This is a genomic window from Mammaliicoccus sciuri (assembly GCF_002901825.1).
Classification (GTDB): Bacteria; Bacillota; Bacilli; order Staphylococcales; family Staphylococcaceae; genus Mammaliicoccus; species Mammaliicoccus sciuri.
This window is the reverse complement of sequence record NZ_PPQD01000030.1, coordinates 158,339-172,189: the sequence shown is the minus strand read 5'-3', so window position 1 is coordinate 172,189 and position 13,851 is coordinate 158,339. Positions and strand designations below refer to the sequence as shown.

Genomic DNA, 13,851 nt, shown 5'->3' with positions numbered 1-13,851 from the left:
TTATAATAAATTTAACGTGTTAAGTTCAGTTCTAAATCTAATGCTTCTTTTAAAATGTTGGATGTTTCTTGTGAATTTACACCACAACTGCCATATTTTTCAGCGAGTTTGAATGCTGTAACGTATAGTTCTAAACTGTCTTTCGCGATATCTTCTGCATTTTCTTCTACGGATGGATTTGCTCTAACCACTAATTCTGCAAATTTTTCTGGTTGGATTTCAATTCCCATGTTTAAATAAACACTCCTATTAGATTTTGTAACGTTACTAAACTAATGTGTTTGAATAACGCTCGTATTATGTATACCCTAATAAAAAATTAATAATCATCTCTTTTAAAATTTTTTATTTTGAATTAGAATATAGAGTGAATAGAGAGGATGTCAATATTGAGAATTTTATTTATAGGTGATATTGTAGGCAAACTAGGAAGAGAGCAGTTAGAAACATATTTACCAAAAATTAAAGCAAGTTACAAACCAACGTTTACGATTGTGAATGCAGAAAATGCTGCACATGGTAAAGGTTTAACAGAGAAAATTTATAAAGATATTTTAAGAATGGGTGCCGACTTTTTAACGATGGGTAATCACACTTATGGTCAAAGAGAAATATATGATTTTATTGGACAAGCGAATAGAATGGTTCGTCCAGCGAATTTCCCAGAAGAAGCACCAGGTCTTGGTATGAGAATTATTAGAGTTAATGATAAAGATATCGCAATCATTAACTTACAAGGTCGTTCATTTATGCCAGCAATTGACTGCCCATTCAAAAAAGCAGATGAACTTATAGAACAAGCTTCAAAAATAACACCGTATATATTTGTGGATTTTCATGCTGAAACAACTTCAGAGAAAAACGCAATGGGATGGTATTTGAATGGTAGAGTAAGTGCAATGGTTGGTACACATACTCATATTCAAACATCTGATGAGCGTGTGTTAAATGAAGGTACTGCATATATTACTGACGTAGGTATGACGGGTTATTATGACGGCATACTAGGTATTAATAAAGATGAAGTTATTGAAAGATTTATAACAAGTTTACCGCAACGTCATAATTTACCTGATGAAGGTAGAAAAGTATTGTCAGGTGTTATTATTGACCTTGATAGTGCAGGTAAAGCTAAAAAAATACAACGTATATTAATTAATGACGATCATCCATTTGAATAGTATCGTCCATTAGACTGATTTTTATTAAAACCCTTTAATTTCATAGGATTAAAAGGGTTTTTTTGTTATGATATAACATGAGATATTACATGGGGAGGCCATAAAATGAAATCACAAATTTCATGGAAAGTGGGCGGACAGCAAGGCGAAGGAATTGAATCAACAGGTGAAATTTTTGCAACTGCTATGAACCGTCAAGGATATTATTTATACGGATATCGCCATTTTTCAAGTAGAATTAAAGGCGGTCATACAAATAATAAAATTAGAGTATCGTCAAAACCAGTAAGAGCTATTAGTGACGATTTAGATATATTAATTGCATTTGATCAAGAGACGATAGAAGTTAACTATCATGAAATGCTTGAAGGAAGTATTATTATTGCAGATGAAAAAGCGAAACCTCAAAATCCAGAAGATAGTAAAGCACAATTGGTTAGTTTACCATTCACAGGTGTAGCAAAAGAATTGGGCACTGCACTTATGAAAAATATGGTCGCAGTTGGTGCAACTTGTGCCGTAATGGATTTAGATACGAAAGTATTTGAATCATTAATAAAAGATCTATTCGGTAAAAAAGGTGAAAGTGTTGTAGATTTAAACATTCAAGCTTTAAATGAAGGATATCGCTTAATGTCTGAACAAATGGACGATTTACAAAGTGAACATACCATAGAACCAACTGACTCTGAAGGTCATTTATTTATGATAGGAAATGATGCAATTGGTTTAGGTGCTGTTGCAGCAGGTGTTAGATTTATGGCAGCATATCCAATCACACCAGCATCTGAAATTATGGAGTATATGATTGATCGTTTACCAGCATTAGGTGGAACAGTTATTCAAACAGAAGATGAAATTGCAGCATGTACAATGGCTATAGGTTCAAACTATGCTGGTGTACGTTCATTCACATCTTCAGCAGGTCCAGGTTTATCATTAATGATGGAATCAATAGGTTTATCAGGTATGACTGAAACACCACTTGTTATTGTAAATACACAACGTGGGGGTCCTTCTACTGGTCTGCCAACGAAACAAGAACAATCAGATTTAATGCAAATGATTTATGGTACACACGGTGACATTCCTAAAATCGTATTGGCACCAACTAGTGCAAGTGATGCATTCTATTTAACTGTAGAAGCGTTTAACTTAGCTGAAGAATATCAATGTCCAGTTATTCTATTATCAGATTTACAATTATCATTAGGTAAACAAACTGTAGAATCATTAGATTATAGCAAAGTTGAAATTCGTAGAGGTGCATTGGTTGAAGGTGATTTAGAAAAACAAGAAGATAAAGCGTACTTTAAACGTTATGCTTTAACAGATTCAGGTGTATCACCACGTATCTTACCAGGTACAATAGGCGGAATCCATCACGTTACAGGTGTTGAACATGATGAAGAAGGAAAACCTTCTGAAAGTGCTGAAAACAGACAAAAACAAATGGATAAACGTATGCGTAAAACAGCTCAATTATTGATCAATGATCCAGTAGAATCTAATGAAAAATATGAAGAAGCGGATATATTATATGTTGGCTTTATTTCAACAGCTGGTGCAATCGAAGAAGCTATTTCAAGATTGGATCAACAAAATGTGAAAGTCAATCACATTCAAATTAGACAACTTCATCCGTTCCCTTCAGATGTTGTGCAAGAAGCATTTAATAAAGCTAAAAAAGTTGTTGTAGCTGAGCATAACTATCAAGGACAACTATCTAATATTATTAAGATGAATATTAATCATCAAAATAAAATTATTAACCAAACTAAATATGACGGTACGCCGTTCTTACCACATGAAATAGAAGATAAAGCTTTAGAAATCGTAAGTAATATGAAGGAGTTGATTTAATTGGCAACATTTAAAGATTTTAGAAATAATGTTAAACCAAACTGGTGTCCAGGTTGTGGAGATTTCTCAGTACAAGCTGCAATTCAAAAAGCAGCAGCTAATGTTGGACTAGAGCCAGAAGAAGTTGCCATTATTACAGGGATTGGATGTTCAGGACGTTTAAGCGGTTATGTAAATTCATATGGCGTTCATTCTATACATGGACGTTCTTTACCATTAGCACAAGGTGTTAAAATGGCTAATAAAGATTTAACTGTTATCGCTTCAGGTGGTGACGGTGATGGATTTGCGATTGGTATGGGCCATACTGTTCATGCATTAAGAAGAAATATGGATATGACTTATATCGTTATGGATAACCAAATTTATGGTTTAACAAAAGGACAAACATCACCAAGTTCTGCTAAAGGATTTGTAACGAAATCAACTCCAAAAGGTAACATCGAACAAAATATTGCACCTTTAGAATTGGCGATATCATCTGGTGCAACATTTGTTGCTCAAAGTTTCTCTAGTGATATTAAAGAATTAACAAGTATTATTGAAGAAGCGATTAATCATAAAGGATTTTCATTTGTAAATGTATTTTCACCATGTGTAACGTATAATAAAATTAATACGTATGACTGGTTTAAAGAAAATTTAACAAAACTTGCAGATATTGAAGGTTATGATAATACAAACAAATCTCAAGCAATGCAAACTGTATTAGATACTGAATCAATGATTACAGGAATTATTTATCAAGATAAAGATACACCATCATATGAATCACAAATTGAACAGTTTGATGAACAACCACTTGTTAAAAAGTCTCTTAAACTTGAACAAAATCAATTTGATGAACTTGTTTCTCAGTTTAAATAATTATATAATAATACCACTTTAAGCTCATAGATTTATCTATGAGCTTTTATACATAGAAAAGGGGGATTCGAAATGACAAATACATTAATGAGTATTCAAATTATTCCAGAACATCAACAGACAGGTGTTATTCCTCTAGTTGATGAGGCAATTAGTATCATCGATCAATCGGGTCTTAAATATGAAGTACATCCTTTAGAAACAACGATAGAAGGAGATTTAAATGCATGTCTTATTCTTATTGAACAAATAAATGAACGTATGGTTGAACTTGAATGTGACAGCATTATTTCTCAGATTAAGTTCTATCATGTGCCTGAAGGTATAACAATGGATACATTAACGGATAAGTATAAATCATAATTTCAAAATAATAAGATATAAGAAAAGGAGAATGTTATAGAAAAATATATTAAAGGGGATATGTAAATTGAAAACAGTACTTAAATTTATTAGGCCGTATAAATGGTTGTTTATACTCGGTTTAATATTAATGTTAGTAGAATTAGCGGTTGAACTTATTCAGCCCATTTTTATATCAGAAATCATTGATAACGGAATTTTAAAGAATGATTTGAATCACGTATATTTGTACTTAGTTATTATGCTAGTAACAGGATTAGTAGCCCTTTTATCAGGAATATGGAATAGTTTTGTTGCGGGGCATATATCTCAAGCATTTGCTTATGATTTAAGAACTGAACAATTTAAGAAAATCCAGTCTTTTTCTTTAGCAACATTAGAGAGGTTTAAGACTTCAAGTTTAATTACGAGGTTAACAAGTGATGTAACCAATTGTGATCAAGCAGTATATATGTCAATTAGAATCATGTTACGAGCACCTTTAATGATTATTGGGAGCATTATTTTAAGTTTTGCAGTCGAACCGAAATTAGCGATTTATTTAGTAATAGGTTCTCCGATTATTTTTATTATTATATTTGTAATTGCTCGAAAAGGATCTAAACTATTCACAAAAATTCAAAGAAAATTTGATGAAATGAATAGATTTTTCCAACAGAATTTAGAAGCGGTTAGATTAATCAAAGCGAGCCAAACGAGCAAACAAGAAATCAATCAATTTAATGAAAAAATCAAAGATATTAGAAGCAATTATACATACGCATTACGCCTCATGGAATTTATCAATCCTTCATTATTATTGATTATAAATGGCAGTATATTAGCTGTTGTATGGTTTGGTTCAGATATGGTTGATCATTCTACTTTAGAAGTTGGTAAATTAGTTGCGATATTAAATTATGGTATGAGAATGCAAGGTGGATTTGGGATGCTTGCTTTCTTAATCATGACACTCAGTAGAATGAAAGCATCAAGTGAACGAATTGAAGAAGTATTAATTACGCCATCAGATGAAAAAGTGTTTAATAATGAAATTGAACATAAGCTCAATTATGCATATCCTATTCAATTTAAAGATGTTTCTTTCACGTATCCAAATAGTCATAAGCCTGTTTTAGAACATATATCATTTGAAGTGAAACCGAGAGAAACTTTTGCCATTATGGGGTCAACTGGTTCTGGTAAATCTACATTACTCAGTTTGATACCTAAAATGTATAAAGCGACATCAGGAGAAATATTGCTTAACAATAAAAACGTAAACGATTGGGAAATTGAATCTTTAAGAGATGCAATTGGATACGTACCTCAAAAAGCATTGTTATTTTCAGGAACAATTTATGAGAATTTACAATTTGGAGATCCATCAGCTGAAAGTGAAATGTTAGAATTATCTTCAGAAAAAGCCCAAATACATCAATCTATCGAACGTTTTGATCATCAATATGATACGATGATTGGCCAACAAGGTGTGACGTTATCAGGCGGTCAAAAGCAAAGATTGTCTATTGCTAGAGCACTTGTTAGGAAACCAGGTTTATTAATTTTAGATGATTCAACATCAGCATTAGATATTAAGACAGAATCTGCTTTATGGGATGCATTAGAAGATGAAGAAACGACTAAATTAATTGTGACACAAAAAATTTCAACTGCTCAAACAGCAGATCGAATTATGTTACTAGTCGATGGACGAATTGAAGCGATTGGGACACATGAAACACTATTAGAAACATCACCATTGTATAAAGAAATTGCAAGTAGTCAAGAAAGCGCGGTGAGTTCATCATGAGTCTAAGAAACCCTTATGGTCATAAATCAGTATTTGAAGATAAAAAACGTACTCAACATCCAACTAAAAAGAAAAAAAGAGCAAGAGATACGAAAGGTACATTATTAAATATATGGAAATTAATAGACGAAAAACGAATTCAATTAATTGTCGTGATTCTAATGATTATATGTTCATCCATATTAAGTTTAGTTGGACCGTTTTTAATCGGGCATATCATTGATACGAAAATTATACCGAAAGAATTAAATGGACTACCTCAATATATTTTACTGCTTGCTATTGTATATATAATGCTTTCAGTTACATCATATATAGGATCATTTATGATGGTCAGTATTGCCCAGCGCACGGTATATTTATTAAGAAATCAACTTTTTGAACATTTTCAAACTTTGCCTGTCGCTTATTATGATAAAAAGCAACATGGTGAACTGATGAGTCGAATGCAAAATGATATTGAAAATGTATCTCAAGTATTAAATTCATCATTTATACAGTTTACTTCTAGTGTCGTTACACTCATTGGTACACTTTCAATCATGCTTTATTTGAGTCCTTTACTCACACTATTGACGATAATTATTATTCCAATCATGTTTATAAGTTTAAGATGGATTACAGCACGAACAAGTGTGTTATATGCTTTACGCCAAAAGCAGTTTGGTATTATGAATGGATATATCGAGGAAATTGTAAATGGACAAACAGTTGTTAAAGCTTTTTCTCAAGAAAAACATGTTATAGATACATTCAATGAAAAAGCTAAAGACGTGAGAGAATATAGTTTTTGGTCTATCACATTTGGTGGTTTAATACCAAAAGTAATGAACTATTTAAATAATTTAAGCTTTGCAATTGTAGCAGGCATTGGTGGTATATTAGCACTTAATCAAACTGCTGGTGTTACAGTAGGGGTGATTGTGATTTTCGCAGAATATGCGAGACAATTTACAAGACCGTTATCTGATTTAGCAAACCAATTTAATACAGTATTATCTGCAATTGCAGGTGCTGAACGTGTCTTTGATATTATGGATGAGCCGGGTGAAAAAGATGATAAAGAGGCGCAAGATTATCAAAATATTAACGGTGAAATTGAATTTGAACATGTTGAATTCAAATATGATCCTAACCAAAAAATACCGACTATAAAAGATTTATCCTTTAAAATTCATAACGGTGAATCTGTTGCATTAGTTGGTGCCACTGGTGCAGGTAAAACGACAATCGTGCAACTTATTCTACATTATTATGAAGTGAATAAAGGACGTATTCTAATAGATGGCATACCAATTAACAAAATAACACGTGAATCTTTAAGAAGTTCTATTGGTGTTGTGTTACAAGACTCCTATTTATTTGATGGAACGATTAAAGACAATATAATGTATGGAACGCCAAATGCTACATATGAAGAAGTTGTAGAAGCTGCTAAAAAAGCAAATGCACATGACTTTATAGAAGCTTTAGAAAATGGTTATGATACAGTGTTGAAAGGTGAATCTGGTTCATTATCTCAAGGTGAAAAACAACTTATTTCTATCGCAAGATGTTTACTTCAAGATCCTAAAATACTTTTATTGGATGAAGCAACAAGTAGTATCGACACAGTAACCGAAATTAAAATTCAAGAAGCGTTGGATACATTAATGCAAGGTAGAACGAGTGTTATTATTGCGCACCGTTTAAATACAGTTAAAAAAGCAGACTTAGTCTTTGTATTATCCCACGGTGAATTGATTGAATCTGGCTCACAAGATGCATTAATTGAACAACAAGGTATTTATTATCACATGTTAAATACAAATGATGATGAACAAATAAAAGAATTAAACTAAAAGGGGATACGTTTATGGAATTTAGAGAATTAGATAAAGATATTGAATCGTTATTCACAGAATATATAAATGAATGGTATGAAAACGAAGAACCGGTTGTTCCATGGGCGACTGATGTCCGTCAACATGGTGGATTTGACAAGATGTTGATCATGTTAGAAGAAGCAAAAGACCCAGTTGACGCAAACTTTGTAAAAGCAAAAACATATGTACTCATTGACGATGACAAAATTGTTGGCGCTGTAAATATTAGGTATGCCTTAAATGACTATTTAAATAAAAAGGGTGGTCATGTTGGTTACGGTGTTAGAAAAAGCGAACGTGGTAAAGGTTACGCGACAAAGTTGTTAAATTATGCAGTTAAGAATTTGAATAATGAGGGTGTAAATTCTGTTCTTGTAACTTGTGATGAATCGAATGATGCAAGTGCGAAAGTCATTATAAATAATAATGGTGTAGAAGATGAACCCTATAAATCAGATGAACAAGAAAATACGAGAAGATTTTGGATTAATCATCTTTAAAATTAAATAATGACTACATGAAATGAAAGTGCAAAAATGTCGGAACATTTTTGCACTTTATGTTGAACTCTAATATAATATATAGGTATAAATATATGGGCAGAAAGGGTTTTGAAATTGAATGAAGAGCAAAGAAAACATGGGGCTACAGCGAAGACAGAACCTAATTTAGAGAAGGATTATAGCAAGTACTTCGAACATGTTTATCAACCTCCAAATTTAAAGGACGCTAAACAAAGAGGGAAATCACAAATTGAATATCATGATGATTTTAAAATAGACGAACGACATAGAGGTATGGGGAAAGGTCGTAAATTCTATATTAGAACATATGGTTGCCAAATGAATGAACATGATACAGAAGTAATGGCTGGTATCTTACAGGCGTTAGGTTTTGGACCGACTAACTCAGTAGAAGATGCAGATGTGATATTACTTAATACATGTGCAATAAGAGAGAATGCTGAAAATAAAGTGTTTAGTGAAATTGGGAATTTAAAGCATCTTAAACAAGCGCGACCAGATTGTTTAATTGGTGTATGTGGATGTATGTCACAAGAGGAATCTGTCGTTAATAAGATTCTTAAATCATACCAGAATGTTGATATGATTTTCGGTACGCATAACATCCATAGATTGCCTGAAATTTTAGAAGAAGCATATATGTCTAAAGCGATGGTTGTTGAAGTATGGTCAAAAGAAGGCGACGTCATCGAAAATCTACCTAAAGTAAGAAATGGTAGAATTAAAGCGTGGGTAAATATTATGTACGGTTGTGACAAATTCTGTACGTATTGTATTGTACCGTTCACACGTGGTAAAGAGAGAAGTCGTATGCCTGAAGAAATTATTGCTGAAGTAAGAGATTTAGCAAGACAAGGCTACCAAGAAATATGTTTATTAGGTCAAAATGTAAATGCATACGGTAAAGATATTGACGGTTTAAATTATGGTTTAGGCGATTTGTTAAATGACATCACTAAAATCGATATACCGCGCGTACGTTTTACGACAAGTCACCCTTGGGACTTTAATGATCGTTTAATTGAAGTGATTGCTAATGGTGGTAATATCGTACCTCATATACATTTACCAGTACAGTCTGGTAATAACCAAGTGTTAAAAATTATGGGTAGAAAATATACACGTGAAAGCTATTTAGAATTAGTTCAAAAAATAAAAGCAGCAATTCCAGGTGTAGCATTGACAACGGATATCATTGTTGGCTATCCTAATGAAACAGAAGAACAATTTTTAGAAACAATAAAGTTGTATCATGAAGTTGGTTTCGAACATGCTTACACGTATGTATATTCTCCGAGAGAAGGTACGCCAGCAGCTAAGATGAAAGATAATGTGCCTGATAAAGAGAAAAAAGCAAGACTTCAAAGATTAAATAAAGTAGTTGGCGAATATGCTGCAGAATCATTGAAACCATATGAAGGACAAGAAGTATTTGTTTTATGCGAAGGTTCAAGTAAGAGAGATGAAGCAGTACTAGCAGGCTATACTGAAAAGAATAAATTAGTTAATTTTAAAGCACCAAAAGATGTAATCGGCAAAATCGTAAAAGTAAAAATTACTGAAGCAAAACAATATTCATTAAATGGTGAATTTATAGATGTTGTATCTAAAGAAAAGGTGGTACATTAAATGTATACAAAAGATGATATTTTGGAACAAGCGCGTAAACTCGGAAAAATGATGTCAGAAACAGAAGAAGTAGATTTCTTTAAACGTGCAGAAGCGCAAATTCATGAGAATCAAACAGTCAGAGAAAAAATGGCAAGCTTGAAATCTTTACAAAAACAAGCAGTTAATTTCCAAAACTATGGTAAAGATAAAGCTTTAGCTATGGTTGAAGAAAAAATAAAAAACATTGAAAAAGAATTAGATGAAATGCCAATTGTAAGTGAATTTAAAGAAGCGCAAGTTGAAGTTAATGAACTTTTACAAATGGTATCTCATTCAATTAGCCATACAGTTACAAATGAAATTATTGAATCAACAGGTGGTAATCAACTTACTGGTGAAACAGGTGCAGCAGTTAGAAATGCACCAAATACAAGTAGCTGTTCAAATTAAGATATAATATATTGCACACACGGTGCCTAAAAAGGCTGAGAAGATACGTGTAGATTTGATCCAGGTAATACTGGCGTAGAGATTGTGCAACTAAAGATTATATATGCTTTTAATCATTAGTCTGCCAATACGTAGACTAATGATTTTTTATTTGGAGGAAATATAATGAAGAAGACAAAATTAATGACTTTAACTGCAATATTAACAACGATAAATGTTGTGTTTAGTACTTTTATTACAATACCTATAGGCCCAATAAAAGCATTACCAATGCAACATTTCATTAATGTCATATCAGCTGTATTTCTTGGACCATGGTATGGCTTAGCACAAGCTTTGTTATCTTCGTTTATTAGAAACTTATTAGGTTTAGGCACGATTTTTGCTTTTCCAGGCAGTATGATAGGCGTATTATTAGCAAGTTTACTCTATAAATATCGTAAACAATTATCAATTGCATCTTTAGGAGAAGTCCTAGGCACTGGTATGATAGGTAGCTTCGTTTGTATTCCGTTAGGTTGGTTACTAGGATTAGGGAAAATTGCATTTTGGCCGTTATTTTTATCATTTTTCTTTAGTAGTCTAATAGGCGCTATCGCGAGTTATATATTATTAAAAGCTTTTGAAAAAAGAGGCATATTAAAGAAATTAAAAAATGATACTTAAAGTTATATCATGAATTAAAGGGCGTGAAGCAAATATTGCTATATCACGCTCTTTTTTTAATAAATAAACATACTCGTTTAATAGTAGAAATTTTGATAAAATAGATAAATCGAAAGTTAAAAAAAGGAACGTGAATAAAGATGTCTAAACCAACGCCGATGATGGCTCAATATTTAAAGATAAAATCTCAATATCAAGATACATTATTATTTTTCAGATTAGGTGATTTTTATGAAATGTTCTACGATGATGCAATTGAAGCATCAAGAGTATTAGAAATAACACTGACAAGAAGAGATGCTAAGAAAGATCCAATTCCAATGTGTGGGGTACCGTATCATTCTGCTTCTGGATATATCGAAAAACTTATTTCAAAAGGTTATAAAGTCGCGATTTGTGAACAAATGGAAGATCCGACACAAACTAAAGGAATGGTTCGTAGAGAAGTAGTGCAAGTCATAACGCCAGGTACGGTTATGGATCAAAAAGGTATGGACGAAAAAACAAATAATTATATATTAGGATTTATAAAAGAAGACGGAGAGTTTCATTTAAGTTACTGTGATGTCACAACAGGAGAATTAAAAGTAACATCATTTGTAGATGAAACAACTTTAATTAATGAAATTACAACGATTCACCCTAATGAAATTATTGTTAATAAAGTGTTACCAGATAATTTATATAAACAAATTCAACTCATAACTGAAACCATCACAGTTATTGATAGCTATGAAGAACGAGACTATGAAGTTGTCACAGGCACATCTCACGATCAAAAAAGGTCATTAAATTATTTATTAAATTATATTCATGATAACGGTAAACGCGATATGCCACATTTAGAAGAAGTTGTCGTATATAGAGCTTTAGATTATATGAAAATGGACTTTTATGCGAAACGAAATCTTGAATTAACAGAAAGTATCAGACTTAAATCTAAGAAAGGTACATTATTATGGTTGATGGATGATACGAAGACACCTATGGGCGCAAGAAGATTAAAGCAATGGATAGATAGACCACTTATTAATCAAAGAGATATCGAACAAAGATTAGATGCTGTTGAACAATTAGTGAATGGGTTTATTGAGCGTGATGAACTTCGAAGCTATTTAAATATGGTATATGATATTGAAAGATTAGTCGGAAGAGTTAGCTATGGCAATGTGAATGCTAAAGATTTAGTACAGTTGAATTATTCAATAAAGCAAATTCCATATGTTAAAGAAATTATTGAAAGATTAGACTCAAAGTCTATAGATCGATTTAAAGATTTAGAGCCATTAAATGGTTTAGAACGATTATTAGATGAAAGTTTAGTAGAAGATCCACCGATATCTGTTAAAGAAGGTGGCATATTTAAAAAGGGCTATAACGAAACACTAGATCAATATAAAGAAGCTTCAACAAATGGTAAACAATGGATTGCAGAATTACAATTAAAAGAACGTGAACGAACAGGTGTTAAATCATTAAAGGTAAGCTTTAACAAAGTTTTTGGGTATTATATTGAAATTACAAAAGCTAATTTAAATCATATAGACACGGATGCTTTAGGATATCAACGTAAGCAAACATTATCAAATGCTGAACGATTTATTACTGAAGAATTGAAAGAAAAAGAATCTATCATTTTAGGTGCAGAAGATAAAGCAATCGAACTAGAATATCAACTATTCCTGGATTTAAGACAAGAAGTGAAAGCTTATACTGAAAAGTTACAAGCACAAGCTAAATTACTATCAGAAATAGACTGTTTACAAAGCTTTGCCGAAATTGCTCAAAAATATCATTATACACGTCCAATTTTTAGTGAAGATAAAACATTATCACTTAAATCATCGCGACATCCTGTTGTTGAGCGCGTAATGGATCATAATGATTATGTCCCAAATGACTGTTATTTAGATAAAGAGGGCTTTATTTATTTAATAACAGGACCAAATATGTCTGGTAAGAGTACGTATATGCGTCAAATAGCTATTATTAGTATTATGGCTCAAATGGGGGCATACGTGCCTGCAGATTATGCGCAATTGCCAATATTTGATCAAATCTTTACGAGAATTGGTGCTGCAGATGATTTAGTATCAGGTAAAAGTACATTTATGGTCGAAATGTTAGAAGCTGAAAAAGCTATGGTTGGTGCAACTGAAGATAGCTTAATTATATTTGATGAAATCGGAAGAGGTACATCAACATTTGATGGTCTAGCACTTGCACAGTCTATGATTGAATATGTACATCATTATACAAAAGCAAAAACATTATTCTCTACACATTATCATGAGTTAACACATTTAGATGAAACATTATCTGGACTTAAAAATATTCACGTTGCTGCACAGGAGTACCAAGGAGAATTGATTTTCTTGCATAAAGTAAAAGAAGGCGCGGTTGATCAAAGTTATGGTATTCATGTAGCGAAATTAACAGATTTACCTGATGAAATAATTGAAAGAGCACATACTATTTTGCAAGAACTTGAATCTCATACTAAAGTAGAAAAAGAAGCAGATAAGTATGAACAACCGTCATTCCAATTATTTGAAGAACAAGGGCAATCTGAAATTGAAAAGAAACTGAAATCAATTGATTTAATGAACATAACACCTATTGAAGCATTATCAAAACTGCATGAATTACAAAAACAACTTAAATAGAAA

Annotated in this window: 12 protein-coding genes and 1 riboswitch; of the genes, 11 read left to right on the top strand and 1 reads right to left on the bottom strand. The window is 32.1% G+C overall.

Features of this window, described 5'->3' with window-relative positions; translation table 11 throughout:
- Positions 1 to 11: 11 nt before the first annotated feature.
- Positions 12 to 230, bottom strand: coding sequence for a hypothetical protein (locus CD035_RS10670; protein ID WP_048542667.1), 219 nt, complete (start codon positions 228 to 230; stop codon positions 12 to 14).
- Positions 231 to 389: 159 nt separating this feature from the next.
- Here CD035_RS10670 and CD035_RS10665 point away from each other — a divergent pair, with 159 nt between their 5' ends.
- The 11 genes from CD035_RS10665 to mutS all read left to right on the top strand — a co-directional run bounded on the left by CD035_RS10665 (position 390) and on the right by mutS (position 13,848).
- Positions 390 to 1,181 (top strand): TIGR00282 family metallophosphoesterase, encoded by a 792-nt coding sequence (locus CD035_RS10665; protein ID WP_037587854.1) that lies wholly within the window; start codon positions 390 to 392, stop codon positions 1,179 to 1,181.
- 105 nt (positions 1,182 to 1,286) lie between these two features.
- Positions 1,287 to 3,044 (top strand): 2-oxoacid:acceptor oxidoreductase subunit alpha, encoded by a 1,758-nt coding sequence (locus CD035_RS10660; RefSeq protein WP_048542669.1) that lies wholly within the window; start codon positions 1,287 to 1,289, stop codon positions 3,042 to 3,044.
- The gene (locus tag CD035_RS10655) at positions 3,045 to 3,911 is read left to right on the top strand and encodes a 2-oxoacid:ferredoxin oxidoreductase subunit beta (protein WP_025905600.1); all 867 of its coding nucleotides are present in this window, start codon (positions 3,045 to 3,047) and stop codon (positions 3,909 to 3,911) included. It begins immediately after the preceding gene.
- A gap of 72 nt (positions 3,912 to 3,983) precedes the next feature.
- Complete coding sequence (locus CD035_RS10650) at positions 3,984 to 4,274, top strand: thiamine-binding protein (protein ID WP_025905601.1); 291 nt, start codon at positions 3,984 to 3,986, stop codon at positions 4,272 to 4,274.
- A 67-nt stretch (positions 4,275 to 4,341) separates the two neighbouring features.
- Positions 4,342 to 6,066: an ABC transporter ATP-binding protein gene (locus CD035_RS10645; protein WP_048542671.1), complete on the top strand. Its 1,725-nt coding sequence runs from the start codon at positions 4,342 to 4,344 to the stop codon at positions 6,064 to 6,066.
- Positions 6,063 to 7,907 carry an ABC transporter ATP-binding protein gene (locus CD035_RS10640; RefSeq protein WP_048542673.1) on the top strand — a complete coding sequence of 615 codons (1,845 nt, stop codon included), beginning with the start codon at positions 6,063 to 6,065 and terminating at the stop codon, positions 7,905 to 7,907. Before CD035_RS10645 ends, CD035_RS10640 begins: the two co-directional genes overlap by 4 nt.
- Before the next feature lie 14 nt (positions 7,908 to 7,921).
- Positions 7,922 to 8,431: a GNAT family N-acetyltransferase gene (locus CD035_RS10635; protein ID WP_048542675.1), complete on the top strand. Its 510-nt coding sequence runs from the start codon at positions 7,922 to 7,924 to the stop codon at positions 8,429 to 8,431.
- Between the two features lie 117 nt (positions 8,432 to 8,548).
- A complete protein-coding gene (gene miaB / locus CD035_RS10630; RefSeq protein ID WP_048542678.1) occupies positions 8,549 to 10,084 on the top strand; it encodes a tRNA (N6-isopentenyl adenosine(37)-C2)-methylthiotransferase MiaB in 1,536 nt (511 codons plus the stop codon).
- Positions 10,085 to 10,516, top strand: coding sequence for a YlbF/YmcA family competence regulator (locus CD035_RS10625; RefSeq protein WP_025905606.1), 432 nt, complete (start codon positions 10,085 to 10,087; stop codon positions 10,514 to 10,516).
- A gap of 8 nt (positions 10,517 to 10,524) precedes the next feature.
- Positions 10,525 to 10,616: riboswitch (TPP riboswitch) on the top strand.
- A gap of 65 nt (positions 10,617 to 10,681) precedes the next feature.
- Positions 10,682 to 11,182 carry an energy coupling factor transporter S component ThiW gene (thiW, locus tag CD035_RS10620; protein WP_048542680.1) on the top strand — a complete coding sequence of 167 codons (501 nt, stop codon included), beginning with the start codon at positions 10,682 to 10,684 and terminating at the stop codon, positions 11,180 to 11,182.
- A 140-nt stretch (positions 11,183 to 11,322) separates the two neighbouring features.
- Complete coding sequence (gene mutS / locus CD035_RS10615) at positions 11,323 to 13,848, top strand: DNA mismatch repair protein MutS (RefSeq protein ID WP_048542684.1); 2,526 nt, start codon at positions 11,323 to 11,325, stop codon at positions 13,846 to 13,848.
- Positions 13,849 to 13,851: the final 3 nt, after the last annotated feature.